This is a genomic window from Tsukamurella sp. M9C, assembly GCF_020169415.1.
GTDB lineage: Bacteria > Actinomycetota > Actinomycetes > Mycobacteriales > Mycobacteriaceae > Tsukamurella.
Genome location: NZ_JAIULG010000008.1, coordinates 61,856 through 86,540, shown reverse-complemented (window position 1 = coordinate 86,540; position 24,685 = coordinate 61,856). Strand labels below are relative to the sequence as shown.

General features: G+C 71.8%; 27 protein-coding genes. 10 read left to right on the top strand and 17 right to left on the bottom strand.

Features of this window, described 5'->3' with window-relative positions:
* Positions 1–77: 77 nt before the first annotated feature.
* Both LB823_RS06840 and LB823_RS06835 read right to left on the bottom strand, forming a co-directional pair.
* On the bottom strand, positions 78–1,208 hold the full coding sequence (locus LB823_RS06840; protein ID WP_224646012.1) for a YbfB/YjiJ family MFS transporter: 1,131 nt from the start codon (positions 1,206–1,208) through the stop codon (positions 78–80).
* A gap of 9 nt (positions 1,209–1,217) precedes the next feature.
* Positions 1,218–2,600: an MFS transporter gene (locus LB823_RS06835; RefSeq protein ID WP_224646011.1), complete on the bottom strand. Its 1,383-nt coding sequence runs from the start codon at positions 2,598–2,600 to the stop codon at positions 1,218–1,220.
* Positions 2,601–2,660: 60 nt separating this feature from the next.
* Between LB823_RS06835 and LB823_RS06830 the strand changes: the two genes are divergently transcribed.
* The gene (locus LB823_RS06830; RefSeq protein ID WP_224646010.1) at positions 2,661–3,320 is read left to right on the top strand and encodes a TetR/AcrR family transcriptional regulator; all 660 of its coding nucleotides are present in this window, start codon (positions 2,661–2,663) and stop codon (positions 3,318–3,320) included.
* A 4-nt stretch (positions 3,321–3,324) separates the two neighbouring features.
* Here the strand turns inward: LB823_RS06830 and nagB are convergent, their stop codons facing one another.
* The 3 genes from nagB to LB823_RS06815 all read right to left on the bottom strand — a co-directional run bounded on the left by nagB (position 3,325) and on the right by LB823_RS06815 (position 5,261).
* The gene (nagB, locus tag LB823_RS06825) at positions 3,325–4,104 is read right to left on the bottom strand and encodes a glucosamine-6-phosphate deaminase (RefSeq protein ID WP_224646009.1); all 780 of its coding nucleotides are present in this window, start codon (positions 4,102–4,104) and stop codon (positions 3,325–3,327) included.
* A gap of 66 nt (positions 4,105–4,170) precedes the next feature.
* Positions 4,171–4,671: a hypothetical protein gene (locus LB823_RS06820; protein ID WP_224646008.1), complete on the bottom strand. Its 501-nt coding sequence runs from the start codon at positions 4,669–4,671 to the stop codon at positions 4,171–4,173.
* Positions 4,668–5,261 (bottom strand): hypothetical protein, encoded by a 594-nt coding sequence (locus LB823_RS06815; protein WP_224646007.1) that lies wholly within the window; start codon positions 5,259–5,261, stop codon positions 4,668–4,670. Before LB823_RS06815 ends, LB823_RS06820 begins: the two co-directional genes overlap by 4 nt.
* A gap of 96 nt (positions 5,262–5,357) precedes the next feature.
* Between LB823_RS06815 and LB823_RS06810 the strand changes: the two genes are divergently transcribed.
* A complete protein-coding gene (locus LB823_RS06810) occupies positions 5,358–6,851 on the top strand; it encodes an MFS transporter (protein ID WP_224646006.1) in 1,494 nt (497 codons plus the stop codon).
* Here LB823_RS06810 and LB823_RS06805 read toward each other — a convergent pair.
* Genes LB823_RS06805 through LB823_RS06795 form a run of 3 tightly spaced genes read right to left on the bottom strand, consistent with a single transcriptional unit; the run spans position 6,799 to position 9,503 of the window.
* Positions 6,799–7,305 (bottom strand): YbjN domain-containing protein, encoded by a 507-nt coding sequence (locus LB823_RS06805; RefSeq protein ID WP_374201283.1) that lies wholly within the window; start codon positions 7,303–7,305, stop codon positions 6,799–6,801. The two genes, LB823_RS06810 and LB823_RS06805, sit on opposite strands and share 53 nt — an antisense overlap.
* Before the next feature lie 5 nt (positions 7,306–7,310).
* A complete protein-coding gene (gene mshA / locus LB823_RS06800) occupies positions 7,311–8,624 on the bottom strand; it encodes a D-inositol-3-phosphate glycosyltransferase (protein WP_224646004.1) in 1,314 nt (437 codons plus the stop codon).
* 24 nt (positions 8,625–8,648) lie between these two features.
* Positions 8,649–9,503, bottom strand: a complete 855-nt coding sequence (locus tag LB823_RS06795) for an alpha/beta fold hydrolase (RefSeq protein ID WP_224646003.1) — start codon at positions 9,501–9,503, stop codon at positions 8,649–8,651.
* A gap of 321 nt (positions 9,504–9,824) precedes the next feature.
* On the opposite strand from LB823_RS06795, the gene LB823_RS06790 reads away from it, so the two are divergent.
* Entirely contained in the window at positions 9,825–10,796 is a 972-nt protein-coding gene (locus LB823_RS06790; protein WP_224646002.1) for a pirin family protein, read from the top strand.
* Positions 10,797–10,818: 22 nt separating this feature from the next.
* Here the strand turns inward: LB823_RS06790 and LB823_RS06785 are convergent, their stop codons facing one another.
* From LB823_RS06785 to LB823_RS06775, 3 genes are all read right to left on the bottom strand, one after another.
* Positions 10,819–11,550 carry a DUF305 domain-containing protein gene (locus LB823_RS06785; protein ID WP_224646001.1) on the bottom strand — a complete coding sequence of 244 codons (732 nt, stop codon included), beginning with the start codon at positions 11,548–11,550 and terminating at the stop codon, positions 10,819–10,821.
* A complete protein-coding gene (locus tag LB823_RS06780) occupies positions 11,547–13,100 on the bottom strand; it encodes a hypothetical protein (RefSeq protein WP_255603045.1) in 1,554 nt (517 codons plus the stop codon). Before LB823_RS06780 ends, LB823_RS06785 begins: the two co-directional genes overlap by 4 nt.
* A 154-nt stretch (positions 13,101–13,254) precedes the next feature.
* A complete protein-coding gene (locus tag LB823_RS06775; protein ID WP_224645999.1) occupies positions 13,255–13,812 on the bottom strand; it encodes a PadR family transcriptional regulator in 558 nt (185 codons plus the stop codon).
* Between the two features lie 70 nt (positions 13,813–13,882).
* Here LB823_RS06775 and LB823_RS06770 point away from each other — a divergent pair, with 70 nt between their 5' ends.
* The 5 genes from LB823_RS06770 to LB823_RS06750 all read left to right on the top strand — a co-directional run bounded on the left by LB823_RS06770 (position 13,883) and on the right by LB823_RS06750 (position 17,712).
* Complete coding sequence (locus tag LB823_RS06770; protein ID WP_224645998.1) at positions 13,883–14,302, top strand: nuclear transport factor 2 family protein; 420 nt, start codon at positions 13,883–13,885, stop codon at positions 14,300–14,302.
* A 107-nt stretch (positions 14,303–14,409) separates the two neighbouring features.
* The gene (locus tag LB823_RS06765) at positions 14,410–15,306 is read left to right on the top strand and encodes a metal ABC transporter solute-binding protein, Zn/Mn family (protein WP_224645997.1); all 897 of its coding nucleotides are present in this window, start codon (positions 14,410–14,412) and stop codon (positions 15,304–15,306) included.
* Entirely contained in the window at positions 15,303–16,058 is a 756-nt protein-coding gene (locus tag LB823_RS06760) for a metal ABC transporter ATP-binding protein (RefSeq protein ID WP_224645996.1), read from the top strand. The genes LB823_RS06765 and LB823_RS06760 overlap by 4 nt, the downstream gene beginning before the upstream one ends.
* Positions 16,058–16,960, top strand: coding sequence for a metal ABC transporter permease (locus LB823_RS06755; protein WP_224645995.1), 903 nt, complete (start codon positions 16,058–16,060; stop codon positions 16,958–16,960). The genes LB823_RS06760 and LB823_RS06755 overlap by 1 nt, the downstream gene beginning before the upstream one ends.
* On the top strand, positions 16,957–17,712 hold the full coding sequence (locus LB823_RS06750) for a LamB/YcsF family protein (RefSeq protein ID WP_224645994.1): 756 nt from the start codon (positions 16,957–16,959) through the stop codon (positions 17,710–17,712). The genes LB823_RS06755 and LB823_RS06750 overlap by 4 nt, the downstream gene beginning before the upstream one ends.
* Before the next feature lie 4 nt (positions 17,713–17,716).
* Here LB823_RS06750 and LB823_RS06745 read toward each other — a convergent pair whose 3' ends face one another.
* Genes LB823_RS06745 through cysS form a run of 3 tightly spaced genes read right to left on the bottom strand, consistent with a single transcriptional unit; the run spans position 17,717 to position 20,734 of the window.
* Entirely contained in the window at positions 17,717–18,325 is a 609-nt protein-coding gene (locus tag LB823_RS06745; RefSeq protein WP_224645993.1) for a TetR/AcrR family transcriptional regulator, read from the bottom strand.
* A gap of 25 nt (positions 18,326–18,350) precedes the next feature.
* Positions 18,351–19,316 (bottom strand): 23S rRNA (guanosine(2251)-2'-O)-methyltransferase RlmB, encoded by a 966-nt coding sequence (rlmB, locus tag LB823_RS06740; protein WP_224645992.1) that lies wholly within the window; start codon positions 19,314–19,316, stop codon positions 18,351–18,353.
* A gap of 11 nt (positions 19,317–19,327) precedes the next feature.
* Positions 19,328–20,734, bottom strand: coding sequence for a cysteine--tRNA ligase (gene cysS, locus LB823_RS06735; RefSeq protein WP_224645991.1), 1,407 nt, complete (start codon positions 20,732–20,734; stop codon positions 19,328–19,330).
* Positions 20,735–20,819: 85 nt separating this feature from the next.
* Here cysS and rarD point away from each other — a divergent pair, with 85 nt between their 5' ends.
* A complete protein-coding gene (rarD, locus tag LB823_RS06730) occupies positions 20,820–21,743 on the top strand; it encodes an EamA family transporter RarD (RefSeq protein ID WP_224645990.1) in 924 nt (307 codons plus the stop codon).
* A 445-nt stretch (positions 21,744–22,188) separates the two neighbouring features.
* On the opposite strand, the gene ispF is transcribed toward rarD, so the two are convergent.
* From ispF to LB823_RS06715, 3 genes are read right to left on the bottom strand one after another with little or no spacing between them, the layout of a single operon-like run.
* On the bottom strand, positions 22,189–22,656 hold the full coding sequence (gene ispF, locus LB823_RS06725) for a 2-C-methyl-D-erythritol 2,4-cyclodiphosphate synthase (protein WP_224646041.1): 468 nt from the start codon (positions 22,654–22,656) through the stop codon (positions 22,189–22,191).
* A gap of 2 nt (positions 22,657–22,658) precedes the next feature.
* Positions 22,659–23,321 (bottom strand): 2-C-methyl-D-erythritol 4-phosphate cytidylyltransferase, encoded by a 663-nt coding sequence (gene ispD, locus LB823_RS06720; protein WP_224646040.1) that lies wholly within the window; start codon positions 23,319–23,321, stop codon positions 22,659–22,661.
* Positions 23,318–23,806 (bottom strand): CarD family transcriptional regulator, encoded by a 489-nt coding sequence (locus LB823_RS06715; protein ID WP_068523712.1) that lies wholly within the window; start codon positions 23,804–23,806, stop codon positions 23,318–23,320. Before LB823_RS06715 ends, ispD begins: the two co-directional genes overlap by 4 nt.
* Before the next feature lie 282 nt (positions 23,807–24,088).
* On the opposite strand from LB823_RS06715, the gene LB823_RS06710 reads away from it, so the two are divergent.
* The gene (locus tag LB823_RS06710; protein WP_224645989.1) at positions 24,089–24,682 is read left to right on the top strand and encodes a hypothetical protein; all 594 of its coding nucleotides are present in this window, start codon (positions 24,089–24,091) and stop codon (positions 24,680–24,682) included.
* The last annotated feature ends 3 nt before the right edge of the window (positions 24,683–24,685 follow it).

Below are 24,685 nucleotides of genomic sequence, written 5' to 3'. Positions count from 1 at the left end.
GGCGTACCCGCTGAGATGTGTTCCCCAGCGGCGCGACCTCCGCGGAATCACAGGGGTGCGCCGCTGGGCGGCACAGGTCAGCGGATGCCCGGAGTGGCGGCCCGATCCGGCGCCGTCCAGCGGGCGAAGGCGGCCAGCGCCGCGGAGGCGACGAGCACGCCACCGGCGGTGAGGAACGCCGCGTCGTAGCCGTCGCCGAGCATCGGCGCGACGACGAGCGGGCCCACGATCTGGCCGATGCCGTACCCCGCGGTGAGCACGGCGGCCGACCGGGGAATGCCGATCCGCGCGCCCGCCTCCATCGACAGTTGCACTGCCCCGATGAAGGTGCCGCCGAACAGGACCGCCGAGACGGCGGCCGCCGCGGGACCGTGGACCAGGGCGGGCAGCACCGCGGAGACCACCTGCAGCAGCAGCGCGATCACCAGCAGCGATTCCGCGGAACGGTACCGCCGCAGCCGCGCCCAGATCAGCGGCGAGACGGCGGCCGCGAGACCGACGATTACCCACGCCGCGGGCCCCTCCCAGGGCCGCCCGCCGACGGCCACGGCGGCGACGAGGAAGGTGCCGAGCACGATGTAGCCGAGCCCCTCGAGGAAGTAGCTGATCCCGAGCGCCCACCCGGCCACACCGGGCCGGGGCGCGGGGGCACCGTCGGGCCGTGCGACGGGGCCGGACGCGCCCGGCGGGAGCCCCCACGCGAACAGCCCGAACAGCGCGGTCGCCACCGCGGCCACCCACCACAGGACCTGCCAGCCGACGACCTCCCCCAGCGCGACGACCAGCACGCCCGACGCGGCGATCCCGACACCGACGCCGCAGAAGGCGACGCCCGCCGCGGCGGTCCCGGCCACCGCGCCGGCGCAGTAGACGAAGACGACGGCGCTGGCGAGCCCGGCGATCAGCCGCACGCCGGACCACAGCGGCACGCTCACGGCCAGCACCATCGCCACCTCGCTGGCGACCAGCGCGAGCAGCGAGGCCCGAAGCAGTCCCCGGCTGCGAGCCAGCCGCGGTTGGACCGCCAGCGCCAGGGCGCCGAGGAAGTAGCCGAGGTAGTTGAACGTGGCGACGACCGCGGTGGAGCCGGGCGAGATGCCGGTCTGCTCCTGCATGAGCGGCAGGATCGGCGTGTAGACGAACCGCCCGAGTCCCATCGCCGCCGCGAGTCCGGCGAGGGCGCCGAAGCCGAGCTGCCGCGTATTCACTACGCCATTCTAACGAGCGGGGGATTCCTGCTTCGCGGGCAGGAGGAGCGCGAGGGCGAAGGCCGCCGCGACGAGGCCCGCGCTCACCAGCAGCGCGGAGCGGTAGCCGGGGAGGACGGCGCCGTCGCCGTTCACGGCGGCGGAGACGGTGACCAGGATCGCGAGCCCGAGCGCACCGCCCACCTGACGGAAGGTGTTGAGCGCACCCGAGACCATGCCCGCGGCCGCGGGCGCCACCGCGGCGGTCGCGACGTTCGGCAGCGGCAGGAAGACCATGCCGATGCCGACCGAGGTGACCAGCGACGGGATGAGCACGGCGGTGAGGAAGCCGCCGTCCGCGGGGAGCGGCGCGAAGAGCAGGAAGCCGACGGTCGCCAGCGCCGTGCCGATCGTCACCACCCTGCGGGCGCCGATCCGGGGCACGAGGCGCGACGCGACCTGCACCGCGACCACGATGCCGAAGGAGAAGGGCAGGAACATCAGTCCGGTCTTCGTCGCCGAATAGCCCAGGCCCATCTGCAGATACAGCGACACGAAGTAGAAGGCGCCGAACTGGCCCGCGACCACGAAGGCGAACACCAGGCACGGGACCAGCACGTCGCGCCTGCCGAGCACGCGGAAGTCGAGCAGCGGCACCGTCGTTCGGCGCTCGACGGCCACGAGGGCGGCGAGCAGCACAGCGGCGACGACGAACCAGCCCAGCGTGCGCGCGCTGCCCCAGCCGTTGTCGGTGGCCGCCACGATGCCGTAGGCGAGCACCGTCAGGCCCGCGGTGGCGAGCACGCCGCCGGCCCAGTCCGTCCGACGGTCCGCCCCCTCCACCGGCCCGGGAGCGGCGTACGAGAGGGCGAGGCCGAGCGCGGACACCACAGCGCCGCAGGCGATGACGGTGCGCCAGCCGAAGGCGTCGGTGAGGACGCCGGAGAGCACCACACCCACGGCGCCGCCGACCGACGCGCCGATCGCGATGGCGGCGAAGCCCTTCGCGCGCTGCGCGGGCTCGCGGAAGGTGAGCGCCACGGAGGTGATCGCGGCGGGCGCGATCGCGGCGGCGCCGACGCCCTGCAGCACCCGCACCGCGATCACCTGCCAGGGCTCGTGACACAGGTAGGCCGCCAAGGAGGCGACGGTGAACAGCGCGAAGCCGAACCGGAGCAGCGCCCGCGGGCCGAACCGGTCGGAGAGCCGGCCGGCCAGGAGGAGCAGCCCGCCGAAGACGATCGCGTACGCGTTGACCACCCACGACAGGCCCTGTGGGGTGAAGTGCACGTCGTCCCGGATCGCCCGGAGCGCGACGTTGGTGACGGAGGCGTCGAAGGCGACGAGGAACTGGGAGAGCGCGGCGAGGAGGAGCGCCGCCCGCACCGGAGGCTTTTGTGTATCTAGTAACATAAATTAATAGGGTAGCCTCAGCACTGGGTGTTCACAAGGCCTCTCCGACAGAATGTGGGCATGCGCCAGATCACGCCGCGCCGCGGCCGCCCGCCCAGCATCACGCGGGAGAAGATCGTCGAGCGGGCCCTCGTCGTGCTCGACGAGGCCGGCGTCGACGGGCTCACCATGAAGGCGCTCGCCGGCGACCTGGGCGTGACCACCATGGCTCTGTACCGCCATGTGGACGACAAGGAGAACCTGCTCGCCCTGGCGCTCGACGCGATCGCGGAGCCCTTCGCGGCGATCACCTTCCCCGACGAACCGCACGCCTGCATCCGGATGGCGATGACGACGCTCTTCGAGTCGCTCACGGCGCACCCCTGGGTGCCGGAGGCGCTCATCCGGCCGCAGCGGATCGGCCGCGGCGCGCTCCTCCTCACCGATGCCGTGATGGGCGCGGCGTACGAGCTCACGGGCGACCGCGCGGCCGCGCTCGCCGCCTACCGCGCGCTGTGGAGCCTCACCCTGGGCAGCGTGCTCTCGCACCTGCGGCAGCGCGCGGAGGGGACGCCGCTCACCCACGAGCGCATGGACGAGATCGTCGGGACGATGCCGCGGGACACCGTGCCGAACCTGCGCGCGAGCGCGGAACTGGATGCGAAGCCCGCCACCGTCGACGACTTCGCCGTGACCCTCGCGGCGCTGATGGCGGGCCTGTTCGGACCCGAGGGGTCCTGAGTTCCTAGAAGGGCTGGTTCGCCGGCTTGTTGGCCAGCACGTGCACGTAGTAGTCCTTCAGCCGCAGCCGCGACGCGGCGGCCTCGTCGATGACGACGGTGACGTGCGGGTGGAACTGGAGCACCGACGCGGGGTTGATCGCGGCGACGGGCCCCTCGACGGTGGCGGCGATCGCCTCGGCCTTGCCCTCGCCCGTGGCGAGCAGCAGCAGGTGCTCCGCCTCGGAGATGGTGCCGAGCCCCTGCGTGAGCACGTGGATCGGCACCTCGTCGATGGAGGCGAAGAACCGCGCGTTGTCCTCGCGGGTCTGCGTGGTGAGGGTCTTGATCCGGGTGCGCGAGGCCAGCGACGAGACCGGCTCGTTGAAGCCGATGTGCCCGTCGGTGCCGATGCCCAGCAGCTGCACGTCGACGCCGCCCGCGGCCTTGATCGCGTCCTCGTAGCGCTTCGCCTCGGCGGCGATATCGGCGGCCGTGCCGTCCGGGCCCTCGACCTTGGCGTCGGGGATGTCGACGTGCGAGGTGAACTCCTTGCGGATCACCTCGCGGTAGCTCTCGGGGTGCCCCTTCGGCAGCCCGACGTACTCGTCGAGGTTGAAGGAGACGCAGTCCTTGAAGCTCAGCCCCTCGTCGCGGTGGCGTCGGATGAGCTCCTGATACGTGGCGAGCGGCGTGGAACCGGTGGCCAGCCCCAGCACCGCGGGGCCGCGGCGCACGTGCTCGGCCACGATGTCGGCGGCGGTGACGGCGACGTCGGCGGGAGTCGGACGGATCACGATTTCCATGCGGCCATCCTAAGGGGCGTGACCGCGGGATACCCGCAGTTCAGCCAAACTGGTCATAACCAAATCTCAGGCGTTGCGAGCACGCCCCCGCAGGCCCCCGATGAGCAGCACCAGGCCCGGCCCGCCGACCAGCAGGGCGAAGCCGAAGGCGCCGAAGATCCCGCCGAGCAGGCGCGTCATGTCGGGGCGCTTGCCGAGCGCGACCTCCGTGTAGCCGGGGGTCGGCGGGCAGCCCGCCGTGACCGCACCGGTGCCCGTGTCGAAGACGCGCAGCACCATCCGGTTCTCCACCGTGACGCCCCCGGAGACCTCGCGCAGCGGGATCGGCGCACCGTCGGGCCCGGTCAGCACGCACGACGGTGCGCCCTCCTTGGTCCGCGTGGCCGCCAGGACCGCGTACTCGGCGCCGGCCGGGAGCGAGGCGGCGTGCGGCGCACCGTCGAGGGGGACGGTCTGCGCGTCGAGCCGGAACTGCGGCAGGGTGAGAGTGAGGACGAGGAGGATCGGCACGACGATCGCCGCGAGGATCATCGCGGCGCCGGCCCGGAGCTTCGCGGTCGGACTCACGCCTTCGACCTCCGGACCGCGGTGACGAGGACGCAGAGGAACCCGGAGAGCCCGAGAACGCCGCCGAGCGCGAGCGCGCCGAAGATCGCCCCGATCATCGGGCCGAAGCGCGGGTACTTCCCGACCTCCACGTTCTGCCTCATCCCCTCGGGGGACTCACAGGTCACGACCACCGTGCCCGACCCGGTGTCGAAGCGGCGCAGCACCTTCCATCCGCCGACCGTGGTGGTGCCGGCGAGCGGACGCAGCTCCACCGCGGCCCCCGAACCGTCGACGACACTGCACGCCGGGTCGCGGTAGCTCAGATACTCCGAGTTCGCCGTGTAGATCGCGTAGTCCGCGTTCACGGGGAGAACGACGCCGTGCGGCGCCCCGTCCGCGGGAACGGACCGGCGGTCGAGGTCCCACGCGGGGACGACGATCGTGAGTGCGATGACCAACGGCCCCACGACCGCGGCGACGAGCAGGGCGATGCCGACCCAGATCCCGGCTCGGCCGGGACGCGGCCGGGCGGGCCCCGCCGCGACTTCCGGCGCCGGGCCCCCGGGGCCCGGACCGAAGGGCGGAAAGCCCGGATTCGGGCAGTTCATGGCTCCACATTAATGCACGTCACAGTGCCCCCGGCGGGGGTGACGCTCGCCGCATCCGGTTGCTAGAGTTGTATTCTGCAACTACCGTCGTGCGGCATGACAGACATGCTCCGAAAGACCCGCGCCGGGGCCCCGTCGGACGGGATCCTCATCGCCGTCCTGTGCCTCGGCGGACTCCTCGCCTCCCTCATGCAGTCGCTGGTGGTGCCGCTCGTCGGGCAGCTGCCGCACCTGCTGAACACCTCCGCCGACAACGCCGCGTGGGTCATCACCTCGACGCTGCTGGCCTCGTCGGTCGCGATGCCGATCGCCGGGCGCCTCGGCGACATGTACGGCAAGCGCCTCATCCTGCTCACCAGCCTGCTGAGCCTCATCGCGGGCTCGCTGATCTGCGCGCTCTCGCACACGCTGCTGCTCACCGTCGTGGGCCGCTCGTTCCAGGGCTTCGCGATGGGCCTGGTGCCCGTGGGCATCTCGCTCATGCGCGACGAGCTGCACGCGAAGAAGATCCCCGGCGCCGTCGCGCTCATGTCGGCGATGCTCGGCGTGGGCGGCGCGATCGGTATTCCGTTCGGCGCCTACATCTCCGAGCACTTCGACTACCACACGCTGTTCTGGTTCTCGCTCGCGCTGGGCGTCATCACGCTCGGCCTGGTGTACGTCGTGGTCCCGGAATCGCCGAACCTCAACCCGGGCAAGTTCGACGTGGTCGGCACCGTCAGCCTCAGCGTCGGCCTGGTGTCCGTGCTGCTCTCGATCACCAAGGGGCAGAGCTGGGGCTGGACCTCGGCGGCCACGATCGGCTGCGCCGTCGGCGGCGTGCTCGTGCTGCTGGCCTGGGGCTGGTGGGAGCTGCGCACCCGCGAATCCCTGGTGGACCTGCGGATCTCGGCGCGCCGCCCGATCCTGCTGACCAACCTCGCCTCGATCATGGTCGGCTTCGCGATGTTCTCGCTCATGCTGACGATGCCGCAGCTGCTGCAGATCCCCGAAGCCTCCGGCTACGGCCTCGGCCTGACCATGCTGAACGCGGGCCTGTGGATGGTGCCCGGCGGCCTGGTCATGATGGTACTCTCCCCCGTCTCGGCGCTGCTGACCAAGCGGATCGGCGCGCGCCTGACGCTCGCGATCGGCGCCACCATGTCGGCCGTCGGCTACTTCGCGCTGCTCGGCCTGACCGACGCGACGTGGAAGATGTCGCTCGGCTCGATGATCGTCTTCGGCGGTGTGGGCGTGGCCTATTCGGCGATGCCCGCGCTCATCATGGGCAACGTCCCGGAGACCGAGTCCGCCGCCGCGAACGGCCTCAACTCGCTCATGCGCTCCATGGGCACCGCGGTCGCCTCGGCAGTGATGGCGACGGTCCTCACCCGCACCACCATCACCCTGGGCGCCGGCACCCCGCGCGCCGTCGAGCTGCCCGCGGAGTCCGCGTTCACCAGTTCCTTCGTGATCGCCGGCATCGTCGCCGCGGTCGCGGCCGTTGTCGCGCTGGCGATCCCGCGCACGCGCACCGTCGCCGACGGCGCCGAGGAGGTCAGCGCTCCGGAAGCTCCGGAAAGTCTGGCAGCAGGTGCTCGAAGGGCTTGAGGTTCCACAGCGGTTCGCCGCGGGAGACGCGCCAGTCGAACTCGCGGCGGATCGCGGTGGAGAAGCCCATCTCCAGCAGGATGTTGAAGTCGCCGTCGGCCGCCTCGAGCACCTGCCCGAGGATCCGGTCCAGCTCGTCCTCGGTGAGCTCGGCGAACTTGCCGGTGAGGTAGATGTCGCCGGCCTTGTCGAGCGTGTACGCCACCCCGTAGAGGCGCCGGTTGCGCTGCAGCAGATAGCGGTACACGCCCTCGAAGTTCTCGTCGACGTGCCGGCAGACGAAGGCCTCCACCCGCGCGCCGTGCGTGCCCAGCGTGAGCAGGGTGGTGGTCTTCAGCTTCTTCTCGCCGGGCAACTCGATGACGAAGTGGGCGGCGTCCGTGCCCGTCTCCTCCTTGCGCGTGAACTCCAGTTCGCGCTCGGCGAGCGCCGCCTCGACCTGTTCGGGCGTCATCGTGGTCATACCCGCGCTCCTGTTCTGCGTCGCCGGCGGCGCACCGTCTGCGCCGCCTCGCTCCGCGCCTGCATCGCCTTCCCGTAGCTCTCCAGGAGGCCGTCGGCCGTGCGCGCCCAGGAGAACTGCCGGGCGTGGGCGGCGGCACCGTCGGAAAGCCGTTGCCGCAGCGCGGGATCCGCGGTGACCTCGTCGAGCACGGCGGACCACACCTGGGGCTCGTGGCCGTCGACGAGGCGGCCCGAGACGCCGTCGGCGACGGCGACCGGCAGGCCGCCGACCTTCGCGGCCACGACGGGCGTGCCGCACGCCTGCGCCTCGACGGCGACGAGGCCGAAGGACTCGGAGTAGCTGGGCACGACGACCACGTCGGAGGCGCGGTAGACCTCGGCGAGCCCGGCGGGCGGGCGCGGCGGGCCGAAGGTGACCGCGTGCTCGATGCCGAGCTCGCGGGCCAGTGCGATCAGCGCGTCCGGGCGCTCCAGCCCGGTGCCGGACGGTCCGCCGATCACCAGCACGCGGATGCGGCGCTCCGGGTGCGCGTGGATCAGCGGCGCGGCGGCGCGCAGCAGCAGGTCGGGCGCCTTGTGCGGCTGGATGCGGCCGACGAAGGTGAGCACCAGCTCGTCGGGCGCGATGCCGAGCTCGGCGCGCTCGGCGGCCCCGTCTCCGGGGGTGTAAGTGTTCAGGTCGGCGCCCGGATACACCACGTCGATACGGCCGGGCGGCACGTCGTGGATCCGCGCGAGCTGGCCGGCCTCGACCTCGGTGTTGACGATGAGCCGGTCGGCCTCGTCGGAGACCTGCTGTTCGCCGATGAGCCGGGCCTGGGGCTCCGCGGTGTCGCCGACCGCGAGGGCGTCGTTCTTCACCGCGGCGAGCGTGTGCGCGGTGTGTACCAGCGGCACGCCCCAGCGGTCGCGCGCGAGCCAGCCGACCTGGCCCGAGAGCCAGTAGTGCGAGTGGATCAGGTCGAAGTAGCCGGGCTCCTCGCGGGCCTCGGCGCGCTGCACGCCCGCGGCGAAGGCGCACAGCTGCGCCGGCAGGTCGGTCTTGTCCAGGCCCTCGAAGGGCCCCGCGACGATGTTGCGCACGCGGATGCCGGGCGCGGCCTCGACGATCGGCTGGTCGGCCGAGGCGGTGGCGCGGGTGAAGATCTCGACCTCGATGCCGCGCTTCGCGAGCTCGAGGGAGGTCTGCCAGATGTAGACGTTCATCCCGCCGGCGTCGCCCGTCCCGGGCTGGGCCAGCGGCGACGTGTGCACCGACAGCACCGCGATCCGGCGCGGCACGGGGGCCGCGGACTTCCCAGTAGGCACGTCGTCCAGCTTAACCCCGGCCGATCAGGGCGCCAGTTCGAGGAGTTCGCGGGCGCTGCGGGCGGGGTCGACGACGAAGGGGGCGTGCCCGCCTCCGTCCCACCAGGACAGGGTCGCGTTCGGCAGGATCCGGGCGTGGTGCTCCGCGGTCGACGGCGCCACCACCTCGTCGTCGCGGCCGTGCTGCACCAGGACCGGGAAGGTCCAGGCCGCGAGGTCGGCGTCGTGGTCGACGGAGCGCCGGAACAGCCCGCCGCGCACGGCCGGAGGCGTGGACAGCGCGATGCCGAACTGCTGCTGGGCGACGGAGCCGAGCGCGTCCTGGTCGAAGCCGTGCGGCAGCATCCGCAGCTTCGCCAGGGCGGTGATGGCCTTGCCGGGGTGCGCGGACAGCGCTGCCGGGAGGGCGGCGTTCATGGAGTCGCCGGTGACGCCGCCGGGGAACGGGCCGGTCTCCTTCGAGCCGCCGATGGACGTGATGGCGCCGATGAGCCCGACGGCCGTGACCCCGTCCGTGCCGTGGGTGGCGAGGTGGTCCGCGATGACGAGGCCGCCGTAGGACCAGCCGACGAGGATCACGTCGGTCAGGCCCAGGTCGCGGCGGATCACCGCGAGGTCGTCGGCGAAGCGCTCCGTGGAGTACGGGTGGTCGGAGTCCGGGACCGAGCTGCGCCCGTGGCCGCGGTTGTCCACGGCGACCACGCGGTGCCCGGCGGCGGTGAGCTCGCCGAGGAACGCCGCGCCCCACGAGTCCGAGCTCGCCGACCAGCCGTGGACCAGCAGGAACGCCGGCTTCGCCGGGTCGGCACCGTCCGCGTAGTCGGCGTAGAAGATCTCCGTGCCGTCGTACGAGACGGCCAATCCCACTGATCGAGTCACGGCTCCGACACTAGCTGGCACGCCCCGTGGACGGTCTCGAGTCCGGTGCGGCCGCCCTCCGAGGGCCACTACGCCCGCGCGGGGACGCGGGCCGTGGCGACACTCGATTCGGCAGCTATGAAAACGTGACCGCTGGTGCCAATCCGGACATTGCGGCATGCCTGAATCGTCACCAGCGGTCACGTTTTCATAGTCGCCGGACTGCACCCCACTACCGGCCGGACGCACGACGTCACGCCGTGCCACCTCATCGCGGAATTAATCGGACCACGGTCCGGTTGATGGTACTGTCAGCGTCACCAGCCAATCGAGGAGGACGACATGCCCGCCGTCACCGCAGACACCCTGACCCTGCCCCGCATCGCCGCGGCGGCACCGTCGGACACCGAACGCCCCGTCCGGAAGATCACGACCGGCCCCCGCGGCCACGAGGGCGAGGGCTTCCCCGTCGTCCGCGCCTTCGCCGGCGTGCACCCGCGCGACCTGGACCCGTTCATCCACATGGACCAGATGGGCGAGGTCGAGTACGAGCCCGGCGAGCCCAAGGGCACGCACTGGCACCCGCACCGCGGCTTCGAGACCGTGACCTACATGATCGACGGCCTGTTCCAGCACCAGGACAGCCACGGCGGCGGCGGACTCATCCAGGACGGCGCCACCCAGTGGATGACCGCGGGCTCCGGCATCCTGCACATCGAGACCCCGCCGGCCGAGCTGGTCGAGTCGGGCGGCACCTTCCACGGCATCCAGTTGTGGGTGAACCTCCCCAAGTCGGAGAAGTTCACGACGCCCGCCTACCAGAACCTCGAGGGCGGCCAGACCACGCTCGTCACCACGCAGGACGGCGGCGCGCTGATCCGCGTCGTCGCGGGCGAGGTCGACGGGCACGCCGGCCCCGGCTCCACCCGCACGCCGATCAACTTCGTGCACGCGACCATCGCGCCCGGCGCCGAGGCCTCGCTGCCGTGGAACCGCGACTTCAACGCGCTGGTCTACATACTGAGCGGCAAGGGCACCGTCGGGCCCGTGGGGCACCCGATCCACCAGGGCCAGCTCGCGCAGCTCGGCCCCGGCGACCGCATCACCGTGGCCGCCGACGAGTCGCAGGACTCGCACCGCCCCGCGATGGAGGTGCTGATCCTGGGCGGCCGCCCGATCCGCGAGACCGTCGCGCAGTACGGCCCGTTCGTGATGAACACCAAGGCCGAGCTGATCCAGGCGCTCGAGGACTACAACGCCGGCAAGTTCGGTGTGATCCCGCCCGACGCGCTCATGCCGCACGTCGTGCGCTGACCGGGCTCCGGCTCGGCCGGCGTCAGGGGTAGGGCAGCGAGGTCGCGTTCCGCGCGGTGAGCTGGACCAGCATCATGCTGATCTCGTCGGACTGCCCCTTGGCCATGGCAGTGGCGCGCTGGCGGACCGCCGGCGCGTCACCGCCGCGTTGCGCGTACCCCGCCATGTCGACGCCGCCCTGGTGGTGGCGGAGCATCAGCTGCAGGAACCGAACCTCCTGTTGCACACCCGACGCGGTGGTCAGCGCCGTGAGCTCCTCGCTCGTCGCCATCCCGGGCATGGCGTGCTGCATCGTCGGCGCGGCCGACGCCGAGCTCGACGTCGCGGCGGGCATCGCGTGGCCGCCGTGCGCCCCGCCCCCGCTCGCGCCCGTCGACGGTGCCGAGGATTCGTCCGTCATCCAGGCCATCGGGTTCGGGTTCTGCAGCGGCTCCCCCAGCACTTCGAGCCAGCCCATGAGCACGCCGATCTCCCTGCTCTGCGAGAGCTGGATCTGCGTCGCGATGCCCCGCACGTCCGCGCTGAGGTCGGGCCCCAGCAACTCGACCATCTGCAGCGCCTGCTGGTGGTGCGCGATCATGTCCTGCGCGAAGCCGATGTCGGCGGCGCTGAGCCGCTGCGGCCCGCCCGGCTGCTGCTCGGGCTCCGCCGGCTGGGCGCCCCTCCCGATCAGGACGCCGATCGCGACCGCCAGGGCGATCGCCAGCACTGCGGCGGCCGCGCGCACGGACCGCCGTTCCGTGAATCCCGTCATCGTGGCGAGTACACCTTCGGGTCGATGCGCAGCCGCAGGAAGCCGTTGTCCATGCAGCTGACCATGAGTTCGTTGCCGCGGAACTCCGGCGGCGACATGCACCAGTCGGCCGAGAGATCCGCGCCCAGGAGCCTGCTCTGGTCGTTGATGATCCCGTTGACCGGGGCCTGCCCCTGCAGGATCGACCGCGCGATCGACAGCGTGCCCATGATCGGCGGCGCGATGATCGAGCCGAGCAGGGCGTGCGTCGAGTTCGGCAGCTGCAGGTTCTTCCCCGTCTGCGCCGGCGGATTGAAGTAGGCGATCTCGCGGATCCGGTCGGGGTCGCGGATGTCGAAGACGCGGATCCCGGACTGGATCCAGCCGCACGCCATGGCCGTCGGCTGCTCCGGCCGGTCGACGGAGCAGTAGTGCGCGTCGTACCCGAAGACGCCGTTCGACGTGGCGCTGGACGCCCACTTGGTCGCGTTCTTCGGCAGGTTGATCTCGAGCTTGATCTGGTTGCGGAGCTTGAGGTCCTTGAGATCGGTGAGAGCGAGCAGCTTCACGCCGCCCGATCCGGCCTCGTCGACCACGTAGACGTGGGGCTTGCCGCCGTAGGTGACGTAGATGCTGTGCTGCGTGATGTTCCCGTCGAGCCAGAACTTGCGACCCACGTGCGGCACCGGCGCGGTCACGACCGTGCGCGGCTTGCGGTCCTGGATCGCCGAGACGTCGATGACGGTGATGCCGGCGAGCGTGGAGGCGTACAGCTGCCGACCGTCGGGCGAGAAGCCGATGCCATGCCCCTCGATCCCCGTGATGCCCGACCAGACGACCATCGGATTGGCGGGGTCAGTGATGTCGACGGCGCTGAGATGCCCCGCGATCGGCCCGGACGCCCAGTACGTCCGCCCGTCGGGCGAGAAGTCGCCCTCGTGGGTGGTGATCGGGATCGGCATCGCCAGGTTCGAACCGGGGCCCGGGTTGAGCAGCCGCGGCCGGGCGCAGTCTGTCGCGACGTCGTAGATCGCGATGTATCCGAATCCCGTCAGAAACGGGACGGAGGTGCCGATCAGGAGTCCGCGTTTCGCGTTGACCTTGAGCGACTCCCACGTCCCGGTGACCATGCCGAGCTCGTTGAGGACCGCCGTCTGCTTCGGGTTCTTCGGGTCGGAGTTGTCGACGACCCGCACGCCGGGGCCGCGGCCTCCGGCGAAGTTCGTCGGGAAGGTCGTGGAGATGTACGAGCAGTTCTTGTAGCTCGGGCTGACGATGCCCGCACCGTCGCCCTGGTACTGGCCGACGAGGTCGATGTTGCAGTTGTAGCCCTTGGTGCTGCGCCGGTTCTTGCGGTCCTCGAGCGGGACGTCGCCCTGGATCCCCGTTTCGACGCGGTCGCCCTCGCGGCAGTCCGCACGCGGGACCGCCTTCTCCCATCGGCCGGTCGCGGGGAAGTACGACGGGTCGGCCTGCGCCACGCCCGGCGCGCCCGCCACCCCCACGGCCACGAGCAGGCCGGCCAGCAGGCAACGCAGCAGGGCCGAGGCCCTCACACCGGTGGTCCTCATGCATCCTCCGCATTCCCGCAGGTCCCGGGCGATCCGGCGCGGGATGCGAATCGCATTCACACCCCTATACGGGTTGGTCCTGCAGGCATCCTAAGGAACGGTGATTAACTTTTCCGCTGAAACCGGAAAATGCCGAGCACCGCGTCACTGCGCGTCAGGCGATCCGGGCACGCAGCACCGGCAGCGCCAGCTCTGCCCACGCGACGTTCTCCCGCTCGAAGGACAGCCCGCGCAGCAGCGTGAGATACGGGCCGCCGAGGTGCACGTCGGCGAGGAGCTCGGCGCGGCCGCGGTCGCCGAGCCAGGTGCGCTCGATCCGCTCGTAATAGGCGAGCTTGGCCGCGGCGGCGTCACGGAGCGCACCCACGGCGTCGCACACCGCGGCCGGATCGCCGACCTCGACGGCCTGCACCTGCACCATCAGCTCGTCGCGGATCGCGGTGGCGCGCGGGGTGGTCGCGGTGAAGGCGGCGAGCTCGGCGCAGCCGGCGTCGGTGAGCCGGAAGACGCGCTTGTTCGGCCGCTTCTCCTGTTCGACGGTCCGCGCGACGATCACCCCGTCGGACTCCATGCGCTCGAGCTCCCGGTAGAGCTGCTGCGGCGTAGCCACCCAGAAGTTGGCGCGGGCACCGTCGAACTCCTTGGAGAGGTCGTACCCGGAGGCCTCCCCCAGCACCAGGAGGGTCGAGGAGATCGCGTGCCGCAGCGCCATGCCTTCCATTCTAGTCAATTAGTTGCCTATACTCGCGGGTACCTACTCAACAAATTTACTAGGAGATCCCATGCGTGAGTTCCGTGCCGCCGTCGAGGCCCGCGACGGCGGGGCCTTCGACGGCCTCCTCGCCGACGACGTGACCTTCACCAGCCCCGTCGCCTTCAAGCCCTACGAGGGCCGGCACATCACCGCGGCGATCCTGCGCGGTGTGCTGCGCGTCTTCGAGGACTTCCGCTACGTCCGCGAGATCAACGACGGCGACGACCACGCGCTCGTCTTCGAGGCCGCCGTCGACGGCAAGAAGATCACCGGCTGCGACTTCATCCACGTCAACGCCGAGGGCAAGATCGACGACTTCATGGTGATGGTCCGCCCGCTCTCCGCCGCGCAGGCCCTCTCCGCCGCCATGGGCGCGCAGTTCGGCGCCATCGCCGAGGAGGCCGCCGCCACCGCGCAGGCCGAGGCCGCCGGAAACGCCGGGGCCTGACCGCACCGGATGCGCTGACACATGCGCATCCGCCTATTCGACAGTGCAACCACGTCGCCGCTACTCTAAATGACAACGATTCCCATTGCTGTCAGAGGAGCTCGACCGTGCGCAACCGCCTTCGTCTCACCCGGGTCGCCGGCGCCGTCGCCGTCGCGGCCCTCGCGCTCACCGCGTGCGGGACGTCCTCCTCGGACGCCGGCGACGGCAAGCCCGCCGTGGTGGCGTCGACCGACGTCTACGGCGCGGTCGCGCAGGCCGTCGCGGGCGGCGACGCCACGGTGACCTCGCTGTTCGCCAACCCGACGGGCGACCCGCACGAGTTCGAGCCCTCCGCGCAGGACACCCTCAAGGTCAAGAAGGCGGCGGTCCTCGTCTACAACGGCGGCCACTACGACGCCTACATCGAGCAGGCCGCCGAGGGCGCCGCCGCCGCGAAGGTCGACGCGGTCTCGCTGCAGGACCCGAAGAGCGAGAACGAGCACGTCTTCTACGACCTGCCCACCATGCAGAAGGTCGCGACCGCCGTCGCGAAGGCGCTGGCCGAGAAGGACGCCGCGCACCGCGAGGGCTACGAGAGCCGCGCCGCGGCCTTCTCCACGAAGCTCGACACCGTCATCGGCCAGGCCCGCGCCATCGGCCGTGCCAACCCGGGCGCCAAGATCGCGGCGACCGAGCCCGTCGCCGGCTACCTGCTCGCGCTCGCGGGCCTGACCGACGCCGCGCCCGCCCGCTACACCGCGGCCATCGAGTCGGGCACCGACCCGGCGCCCGCCGACATCGCCGCCGCGAACGCGCTGGTCAGCGGCAAGCAGGTCCGCGCCGTCGTGCTCAACGCGCAGACCGAGAGCCCCGTGACCGCCGCGCTGGCGAAGACCGCCGAGACCGCGGGCGTGCCCGTCGTCAGGGTCACCGAGTCGCTGCCCGCGGGCGTCGACGACTACATCGCGTGGCAGGCGAGCAACGTCAAAGCGCTCTCCGACGCGCTCGCGCCGCGCCCGTGAGCGCACCGTCGGACCCGGTGATCCGCCTGCGGGACGCCGGGCTGCGCTACGGGGACCGCACCCTCTGGGACGGTCTCGACCTCGACATCGCTCCCGGCGAGTTCGTCGCCGTGCTCGGCCCGAACGGCGCCGGCAAGACCTCGCTGCTGCGGATCCTGCTCGGCCAGAGCCACCTCTCCGCCGGATCGGTCGAGGTGAACGGCCGGATCGGTTACATCCCGCAGCAGCGCGCGCTCGACGGGGCCGTGCCCCTGCGCGGGCGCGACCTCGTGGGCCTGGGCTTCGACGGTGCCGCCTGGGGCCTCGGCCTGCGGAACCGCGCGGCCCGACGGTCCGCCGTCGACGAGGCGCTCCGGCAGGTCGACGCCGAGGCCTTCGCCGAGGCGCCCATCGGCTCGCTCTCCGGCGGCGAGCAGCAGCGGCTGCGGGTGGCGCAGGCCCTCGCCTCGGACCCGACGATCCTGCTCTGCGACGAGCCGCTGCTCTCGCTCGACCCGGGTAATCAGCAGCTGGCCGTCTCGCTCATCGAGCGCCGCCGCCGCGAGCACGACACCGCCGTGCTGTTCGTGACGCACGAGATCAACCCGGTGCTCCCCTACTGCGACCGCGTCCTCTACCTGGTGGACGGGCGGTTCGAGGTGGGGCCGACCGCCGAGGTGATGACCTCCGAGCGGCTGACCCGGCTGTACCGCACGCCCGTCGACGTGCTGCACGTGCGCGACCGGCTGGTCGTGGTGGGAGGGGACCACTGATGGACCGGCTCGAGAACCTGACGAACTTCTCCCTCACCTGGGAGCTGCTGCAGCAGCCCTTCGTGCAGCAGGCGCTGCTCGCCGCGGCGCTGCTCGGCGTGCTGGCCGGGGTGATGGGCCCGCTCATCGTCTCGCGGCAGATGGCCTTCAGCGTGCACGGCACCTCCGAGCTCTCGCTCACCGGCGCCGCCTTCGCCCTGCTCATGGGCTGGAGCGTGGGCTCGGGCGCGCTGCTCGGTGCACTCGTCGCGGGCCTGCTGTTCGGCCTGCTCGGCGTCTACGCGCGCGAGCGGGACTCGGTGATCGGCGTGATCATGGCCTTCGGCCTGGGCCTGTCGGTGCTGTTCCTGGCGCTGCACGAGGGCCGGCAGGGCACCGCGTTCGCGCTGCTCACCGGGCAGATCGTGGCCGTCGGGATGAGCGGCGTGACGCTCATGGCGATCACCACCGTCGTGGTGCTGCTGATCCTCGCGTTCATCTACCGGCCGCTGCTGTTCCTCTCGACCGACCCCGACGTGGCCGCCGCGCACGGCGTCCCCGTCAAGACGCTGTCGGTCGTCTTCGCGATGCTCGTGGGCGCCGCCGCCGCGCAGGGCGTGCAGATCGTCGGGGCCCTGCTGGTGATGAGCCTGCTCATCACGCCCGCCGCCGCGGCCGCACGGGTCACCAGCTCGCCCGGCAAGGCGACGGTGCTCTCGCTGATCTTCGCGCTGGTGTCCGCCGTCGGCGGCATCATCCTGTCGCTGGCCCCCGCGCTGCCGGTGTCGGTGTTCGTCACGTCGATCTCCTTCGTGATCTACCTGGTCTGCCGCCTGCTCGGGCAGCGCGGCCGTCGCGGCACCGTCGCGCCCGTCGACGCGCCCGCGCACGACTGCCAGCACGCGCTACCGTCGAGGTCGTGAGAATCGACCTCAACGCCGACTGCGGCGAGTCCTTCGGCGCCTGGCGCCTCGGCGACGACGCCGCTCTGCTCGACGTGGTGACCTCGGCCAACGTCGCGTGCGGCTTCCACGCCGGCGACCCCACGACGCTGCGGGAGACCTGCGCCGCGGCGGTGGCCAAGGGCGTGGCGACCGGCGCCCAGGTGGGCTACGCGGACCTGCGCGGCTTCGGCCGCCGGGCCATGGACGTTCCCGCCGCCGACCTCACCGCCGACGTGATCTACCAGATCGGCGCCCTGCAGGCGATCGCGCGGAGCGTCGGCGGCACCGTCGACTACGTCAAGCCGCACGGCGCGCTGTACAACCGGATCGTCGCCGATTCCGTGCAGGCGGAGGCCGTCGTGGAGGGCGTGCTCGCGGCCGCGCCCGAGCTCCCGGTCCTCGGCCTCCCCGGCTCCGCCTTCCTCCGCATCGCCGCCGAGCGCGGGCTGCGCACCGTGCGGGAGGCCTTCGCCGACCGCGCCTACCTGCCCGACGGTGCGCTCGTCCCCCGCTCGCGGGAGGGCTCGGTGCTGCACGACCCCGACGAGATCGCCGCGCGGGTGCTGCGCATGGTCGGCGACGGCACCGTCGAGGCGATCGACGGCACCGAGGTGCAGCTCACCCCCGATTCCGTGTGCGTGCACGGCGACAACCCGTCGGCCGTCGCCGTCGCGCGACGCCTGCGCACCGTGCTCGACGGTGCCGGCGTGACGATCGCGCGGTTCGCCTAGCGCCTCAGTCCGCGAACCGCTTCGGCGCGGTGGCGACGAGGCGGACGCAGTGGTCGACGAGCCGCTCCCGCGTGACGTCGAGCCGCCCGGCGATGAACTCGGTGAACAGCGTGGTCAGCGCGCCGACGAGACCCATCGCGACGAGACGCCGGGTCGTTCCGTCCACGGAGGAGGGCAGCGCGCCCGCGACCACGTCGAAGAATCCCGGCATGCTGCCGAGGCCCCGCTCGGCGAGCGAGGGCTCGCGGTAGGGGCCGAGCAGGAGCACCCGCCCGACGTCCGGCCTGTCGACGACGAACTCGACGAAGGTGGTGACCGAGCCCTCGGCGACCGTGACCGGGGACACGGCCTCGCCGTCCGGTGCAGCGGCGTAGGCATCGCGGACGCCGCGGACCAGCGCGTCCTGTGCGCGGCCGCTGACGTCGTCGTAGACGGCGTGCGCGAAGCCGTCGCGCGTGCCGAATGCCTCGTAGAAGTAGCGCTCGGTGATCCCGGTGGAGCGGCACACGGCGCGGACACCGAGCGCCCCTGCCTCCGGGCCGCCGAGGAGCGCGATGCCGGCGTCGAGCATCTGTCGGCGCCGGCTCTCCTGCCGCTCCTCGAGTGAGGTCATTCGTTCAGGCTAACGCAGATGATCTTTACTGACGACGCTGTCGCGCGAACTCGGCCAGGACGACGCCCGCGGCGACCGAGGCGTTGAGCGACTCGACCGACGACGCGATCGGGATCGACAGGATCGAATCGCAGTTCTCGCGCACCAGGCGCGAGAGGCCCTTGCCCTCGGAGCCGACGACCACGACCACGCCGGTGTCGGCGCGGTAGTCGTCGAGGTCCACGTCGCCGCCCGCGTCGAGGCCGACGACCTGCAGGCCGGCGGCCGCGTAATCGGCGAGCGCACGGTTGAGGTTCGGCGCCTGCGCGACGGGCAGCCGGGCCGCCGCGCCCGCGGAGGTGCGCCAGGTGACGGCGGTGACGGCCGCGGACCGTCGACCCGGGATGACCACGCCGTGCCCGCCGAACGCGGCCGTCGAGCGAATGACGGCGCCCAGGTTGCGGGGGTCGGTGATGTTGTCGAGCGCGACGATGAGCGGTGCCTCGCCGCGGTCCTGCGCCCGGGCGAGGAGGTCCTCCGGGTGCGCGTACTGGTACGGCGGCACCTGCAGGGCGACGCCCTGGTGCAGGCCGTTGTCGCTGAGCCGGTCCAGCTCGCCCTTCTGCACCTCGAGGATCGCGATGCCCGTGTCGGCCGCGATCTGCACGGACTCGGTGAGCCGCTCGTCGTTCTGCGAGCCGATCGCGACGTACAGCGCCGACGCGGGGACACCCGCGCGGAGGCACTCGACGACGGGGTTGCGGCCGAGGACGTACTCGGGGCCGTCGTCGGCGGCGCGGCCGGCGACCTTCGGACGGCGCTGCGGCGTGGTGGACGCCTTCGCCGCGGCCCGCGCCTTCTTGTGCGCGGGGTGGTACGGGCGGTCCTTGGCGGCCGGCGTCGCGCCGCGCCCCTCGAGCCCGCGGCGACGGACGCCGCCGGAGCCCTGGACCTGCCCCTTCTTGGTGCCCGCCTTGCGGACCGCGCCGCGGCGCTGCGAATTGCCTGCCATCAGTCCGTCTCCTACTTGTTCGTCTTCAGGGTCCAGGCGGAGCCGTCGGCACCGTCGGTCACCTCGATACCCGCGGCGTGCAGCCGGTCGCGCGACGCGTCGGCCTCCGCCCAGTTCTTCTCCGCCCGGGCGGCGGCGCGCCGCTCGAGCTCGGCCTGCACCAGCACGCCGAGGGCGTCCATGGCGTGGCCGTCGCCGGCGTTCTCCGTGACCCAGTGCGGGTCCAGCGGATCGACGCCGAGGATCGCCGTCATGGCCCGCACCGCGCCCGCGAGCCGCCGCGCCTCGTCGAGGTTCCCCGACTCGAGCGCCGCGTTCCCGGCCCGCACGGTGCCGTGGACCTCCGCCAGTGCCGACGGTACGCCCAGATCGTCGTCGAGCGCGGCGGCGAAACCGTCGGTCCACTCGCCGACGGTCACCTCCCCCGCCCGTTCGACGGTGCGCCGCACGAACGCCTCGATCCGGCCGTAGGCCGTGACGGCCTCGTCCAGCGCGCCCGCCGAGTACTCCTGCATCGACCGGTAGTGCGCCGAGCCGAGGTAGTAGCGCAGCTCGACGGCGCGGTACTGCGTGAGCAGGTTGGGGATCGAGACGACGTTGCCGAGCGACTTGCTCATCTTCTCGCCCGACATGGTGACCCAGCCGTTGTGCAGCCAGTAGTTCGCGAACGGATCGCCCGCGCCGTGCGCCTGCGCGATCTCGTTCTCGTGGTGCGGGAAGACGAGGTCCATGCCGCCGCAGTGGATGTCGAACTGCGCGCCCAGGTAGCTCGTCGCCATGGCGGAGCACTCGAGATGCCAGCCCGGCCGGCCGTCGCCCCACGGCGAGGGCCAGCTGGGCTCGCCCGGCTTCGCGGCCTTCCACAGCGTGAAGTCCAGCGGGTCGCGCTTGCCCTCGGCGAGGGTCTCGCCCTGCTGCACGTCGTCGACCTTCTGCCGGCTGAGCTCGCCGTAGGTCGGGAGGCTTCGGACGGAGAAGTACACGTCGTTGCCCGTGCCCGACGGCGCGGCGTAGGCGTGGCCGCGCTCGATCATCCGTTCCATGTACGTGACCATCTGGGTGATGAACCCGGTGGCCCGCGGCTCCGCCGACGGGGGCAGCACGCCCAGGGCGTCGTAGGCGCGGGTGAACTCGCGCTCGTGCGTCGCGGCCCACTCCCACCAGGGCCGACCGGCCTCGGCCGCCTTGCGCAGGATCTTGTCGTCGATGTCGGTCACGTTCCGCACGAAGGCCACGTCGAGGCCCTTCGCGATCAGCCAGCGACGCAGCACGTCGAAGGCCACGCCGCTGCGGATGTGGCCGATGTGGGGAACGCCCTGGACCGTCGCGCCGCAGAGGTAGATGCCCGCCTTGCCGTCCACGAGGGGCACGAAGTCACGGACCTCGCGGGTCAGGGAGTCGTAAAGGCGCAGCGTCACGTCGACTGATTCTACGGGTCGCGGCGCGCGCGCCTCGCAGGTCAGGGGCTTCGACGGTACGCGCCCGAAAAGGTAGGATCATTCGGTGGCCGATCGCGACGTCTCCGAGGTGACCCGCGGCACCGCAATGGGCATCGCCGCCTACCTGCTCTGGGGCCTGTTCCCCCTGTACTTCGACGCCCTCAAGCCCACCGGGCCGTGGGAGATCCTGGCGCACCGGATCCTGTGGACGCTGGTGCTGTGCGGCGCCGCGCTGCTGATCCTGCGCGACCTCGGCTGGATCCGGCCGGTGCTGCGCCAGCCGCGGCTGCTGGCCGGGGTGACGATCGCCGCGCTGCTCATCTCCACCAACTGGATCGTCTACATCGTGGCGGTCACGTCGGGCCACACGTCGGATGCGGCGCTCGGCTACTTCCTGAATCCGCTGGTCACGGTGGCGCTCGGCGTGGTCGTGCTGCGCGAGCGGCTGCGGCCGCTGCAGTGGGTCGCGGTCGGCATCGGCGTCCTGGCGTTCGTCTACCTCGCAGTGGTGGCCGGGACCTTCCCCGTGACGGCGCTCGCCCTCGCCTTCTCCTTCGGCCTGTACGGACTGGTGAAGAACAAGGTCGGTGTGCACCTGAACGCGCTGCAGGGCCTGACGCTGGAGACCGCGATCCTCACGCCGATCGCCGCGGCGGTGCTGGTGGGCATCGCCGTGTGGGGCGGCGGGCTCGACTTCGCGCGCCACGGCGCCGGCCACGCCGCGCTGCTCGCCTTCGCGGGCGTCGCCACCGCGGTGCCGCTGCTCCTCTTCGCCGCGGCCGCCCGCCGGATCCCGCTCGTGACCGTCGGGTTGATCCAGTTCGCGACGCCGATCATGCAGCTGCTGTGCGCGGTGCTGTTCCTGGGCGAGCACGTCTCCCCCGAGCGCTGGATCGGCTTCGGCATCGTCTGGATCGCGCTACTCCTCCTCACGGTCGACACCGTGGTGACGCTGCGTCGCGCGCGGGCCGGCCGGCTCGCGGCGTAGCTCGACGGCTGCACCTCCTGCGGTTCGTGTGTAGCTCTGCGCAGCCATGCGCGTGACGCATACCCCCGGAGCGCGGTCAGATCGACGCGGGCGGGACCGTGATGGCGTTCGGCGGGGGACCGAACGCCGCGCGGGAGTCAGCCGGTCCCCCACCGCAAGCACGGCTTCTGGTGGGGGTTCGAACGCGGGGCGGGCGGATCGGCGTCGCGCGGGGGACGACAGCCGACGGGGCCACACACCGGGGCCACCACGCGGCGCGAGTGACATAGCGGGTCGCAACACGGTGTGTCGTGCCCGCCGGACGGAGGGGCATGCGTGCCGCGCATGGCAGGTCGCAGACCGAAAAACCTTTGACCTGCAGATATTCGAGCCATGCGCGCGGCGCATAGCTTCTGCGATCGATACACGACCCGCCCGGCGGGCGCCCGTGACGTGCAGTCCCGAGTCAGCCTGCGGAGTAGACCAGGGCCGTCGCCATGGCGGCGACGCCCTCGCCGCGGCCGGTGAGGCCGAGGCCGTCGGTGGTGGTGGCGGAGACGGAGACCGGGGCGCCGAGCAGCCCGCTCAGCACCTCCTGGGCCTCGTCCCGCCGCGGCCCGACCTTGGGCCGGTTGCCGATCAGCTGCACCGCGGCATTGCCGACGGCGAAGCCGGCGTCGGCCAGCAGCGACCGCACGTGCGTGAGCATCTCCGCGCCGGTGATCCCTACGTTGTCGGAGCGCCCCACGCCGAAGACGGTGCCCAGGTCGCCGAGACCGCCGGCGGAGAGCAGGGCGTCGCACAGGGCGTGCACGGCGACGTCACCGTCGGAGTGGCCGGAGCAGCCGTCACCGTCGAAGAGGAGACCGAGCATCCAGCACTCTCGGCCCGGCTCGAACGGATGGACGTCGGTGCCGATGCCGACACGGGGAATGATCATCTCTGCTCCTGCGCAAGGACTTCCGCGACCCGCAGGTCGAAGGCGGTGGTGATCTTCAGGGCGAGCGGGTCGCCCGGAACGGTGACTACGGTGCCGCCCGCCCGCTCGACGAGGCCCGCGTCGTCGGTGGCGAGCTCGCCGGGCGCGGCGTCGTAGGCCGCGCGCAGCGCCGCGGCGGTGAAGCCCTGGGGCGTCTGCACGGCGCGCAGGTCGGCCCGGTCGACGGTGGCCTCGACGGCACCGTCGGGCCCGACCCGCTTGATGGTGTCGGCGACGGGCAACACGGGGATCACGGCGGAGGCTCCGGCGCGCAGCGCGGCGACCACCCGCTCGATCATCGGGCCGGGCGTCAGCGGCCGGGCCGCGTCGTGCACCAGGACCAGGTCGGCCGATCCCGCGGCGGCGAGGCCCGCGCGGACGGAGTCGGTGCGTTCCGCCCCGCCCACGACGACGCGTGCCCGCGGCACCAGCTCCCGGGCCCGCTCGATCATGTCCGGCGGCACCATCACGACCACCTCGTCAACGGCCCCGGACGCCAAAAGACCGTTCACTGCCCTTTCGAGCAGTGAACGGTCTTTCAGAGTCACGAAGGCCTTGGGGATGTTCAGCCCCAGGCGTGTCCCCTGCCCAGCGGCGGGGACCAGCGCGACGACGGTCAGGAGGCCGCCGCCAGCGCCTCGTCCAGACGGGACTCGGCGTTGCCGTCGTCCGTCGCCTCGGCGAGCGCGAGCTCACCCACGAGGATCTGGCGGGCCTTCGTCAGCATGCGCTTCTCGCCGGCCGACAGGCCACGATCCTGCTCCCGACGCCACAGGTCGCGAACGACCTCGGCCACCTTGTTCACATCGCCCGACGCGAGCTTCTCGAGGTTCGCCTTGTACCGGCGCGACCAGTTCGTCGGCTCCTCGGTGTGCGGCGCGCGCAGCACCTGGAAGACCTTGTCCAGGCCCTCCTGGCCGACCACGTCACGAACGCCGACGACCTCGGCGTTCTCAGCGGGAACCTTGACCGTCAGATCACCCTGTGCGACCTTGAGCACGAGGTACTCGCGCTCACGTCCACCGATGGTCTTGATCTCGATAGCTTCGATCAGTGCGGCACCGTGATGGGGGTAGACAACGGTGTCTCCGACCTTGAAAATCATCTGATCCTTGCCCCTTTCGATATGACCAGGATAACACGGGGCGAATTCGGGCTGCGAGGCAACGTCGCAGGTCAGGACTCGTCCTGGGCTTGACAAACGAAGCCGTGGATGTTCTCCGCAGGTTCCGGCAACCGGCGGAGTGCACGACGGCGCGTAGTACTCGCGCCCTACTTGCCGCCCGGCGGCACGGGCCGACCCGCCTTCTACTACGCTGCGTGGTGACATACTCAGCACCGTCCGCACGCGGGTGTCGCCGCGCACGGGGAGGAAACTGGAGGAACCGTGTCCGCACGCACCGTCTCGACCCGCCGCACCGCCACCACCGTCGCGGGCGCCCTGCTCGCCGCCGGCGCCCTGCTCTCGGTGTCCGCCTGCGGCGCGGGCCAGATCTCGCAGACCGCGAACCAGGTGGCCGCGATCAACGGCGCCAACCAGACCTTCGTGGACCAGAAGATCACCCTCAGCGACGTGCACGTCCTGTACCCGGTGTCGGGCAGCCAGGGCAAGCTCGCCTTCGTGCTGACCAACCTGAACGCGCACCAGGGCGACAAGCTCAAGGGCATCTCGGACGAGAAGGGTCGCTTCGCCACCATCGGCGGCGACACCACCCTCGCGCCCAACGGCTCGCTGTACGGCACCGCCCCTGCGGGCAGTGACACGAAGGCCGCCGGCATCACCCGCCTCACGGTCTCCGTCCCCGTCGACGCGAACTGGCGTCCGGGCCTGACCAACAAGCTCTGGTTCCACCTCGAGAAGGCCGGCTCGCTGCCGATCGACGTCCCGATCGACGCCGGCGCCGCCCCCGCCTCCGCCGCTGGCATCACCCCCACCGAGGGTGGCGAGCACGGTGCGGGCGAGGGCACCGGCGGCCACTAGGCC

Excerpts from the sequence above, each read along its gene's own strand:
- LB823_RS06835 (WP_224646011.1), bottom strand. The coding sequence starts at position 2,600 with ATGTTACTAGATACACAAAAGCCTCCGGTGCGGGCGGCGCTCCTCCTC.
- LB823_RS06830 (WP_224646010.1), top strand. The coding sequence starts at position 2,661 with ATGCGCCAGATCACGCCGCGCCGCGGCCGCCCGCCCAGCATCACGCGG.
- nagB (WP_224646009.1), bottom strand. The coding sequence starts at position 4,104 with ATGGAAATCGTGATCCGTCCGACTCCCGCCGACGTCGCCGTCACCGCC.
- LB823_RS06815 (WP_224646007.1), bottom strand. The coding sequence starts at position 5,261 with ATGAACTGCCCGAATCCGGGCTTTCCGCCCTTCGGTCCGGGCCCCGGG.
- LB823_RS06810 (WP_224646006.1), top strand. The coding sequence starts at position 5,358 with ATGACAGACATGCTCCGAAAGACCCGCGCCGGGGCCCCGTCGGACGGG.
- LB823_RS06805 (WP_374201283.1), bottom strand. The coding sequence starts at position 7,305 with ATGACGCCCGAACAGGTCGAGGCGGCGCTCGCCGAGCGCGAACTGGAG.
- LB823_RS06790 (WP_224646002.1), top strand. The coding sequence starts at position 9,825 with ATGCCCGCCGTCACCGCAGACACCCTGACCCTGCCCCGCATCGCCGCG.
- LB823_RS06785 (WP_224646001.1), bottom strand. The coding sequence starts at position 11,550 with ATGACGGGATTCACGGAACGGCGGTCCGTGCGCGCGGCCGCCGCAGTG.
- LB823_RS06780 (WP_255603045.1), bottom strand. The coding sequence starts at position 13,100 with ATGAGGACCACCGGTGTGAGGGCCTCGGCCCTGCTGCGTTGCCTGCTG.
- LB823_RS06775 (WP_224645999.1), bottom strand. The coding sequence starts at position 13,812 with ATGGCGCTGCGGCACGCGATCTCCTCGACCCTCCTGGTGCTGGGGGAG.
- LB823_RS06770 (WP_224645998.1), top strand. The coding sequence starts at position 13,883 with ATGCGTGAGTTCCGTGCCGCCGTCGAGGCCCGCGACGGCGGGGCCTTC.
- LB823_RS06755 (WP_224645995.1), top strand. The coding sequence starts at position 16,058 with ATGGACCGGCTCGAGAACCTGACGAACTTCTCCCTCACCTGGGAGCTG.
- LB823_RS06745 (WP_224645993.1), bottom strand. The coding sequence starts at position 18,325 with ATGACCTCACTCGAGGAGCGGCAGGAGAGCCGGCGCCGACAGATGCTC.
- rlmB (WP_224645992.1), bottom strand. The coding sequence starts at position 19,316 with ATGGCAGGCAATTCGCAGCGCCGCGGCGCGGTCCGCAAGGCGGGCACC.
- LB823_RS06715 (WP_068523712.1), bottom strand. The coding sequence starts at position 23,806 with ATGATTTTCAAGGTCGGAGACACCGTTGTCTACCCCCATCACGGTGCC.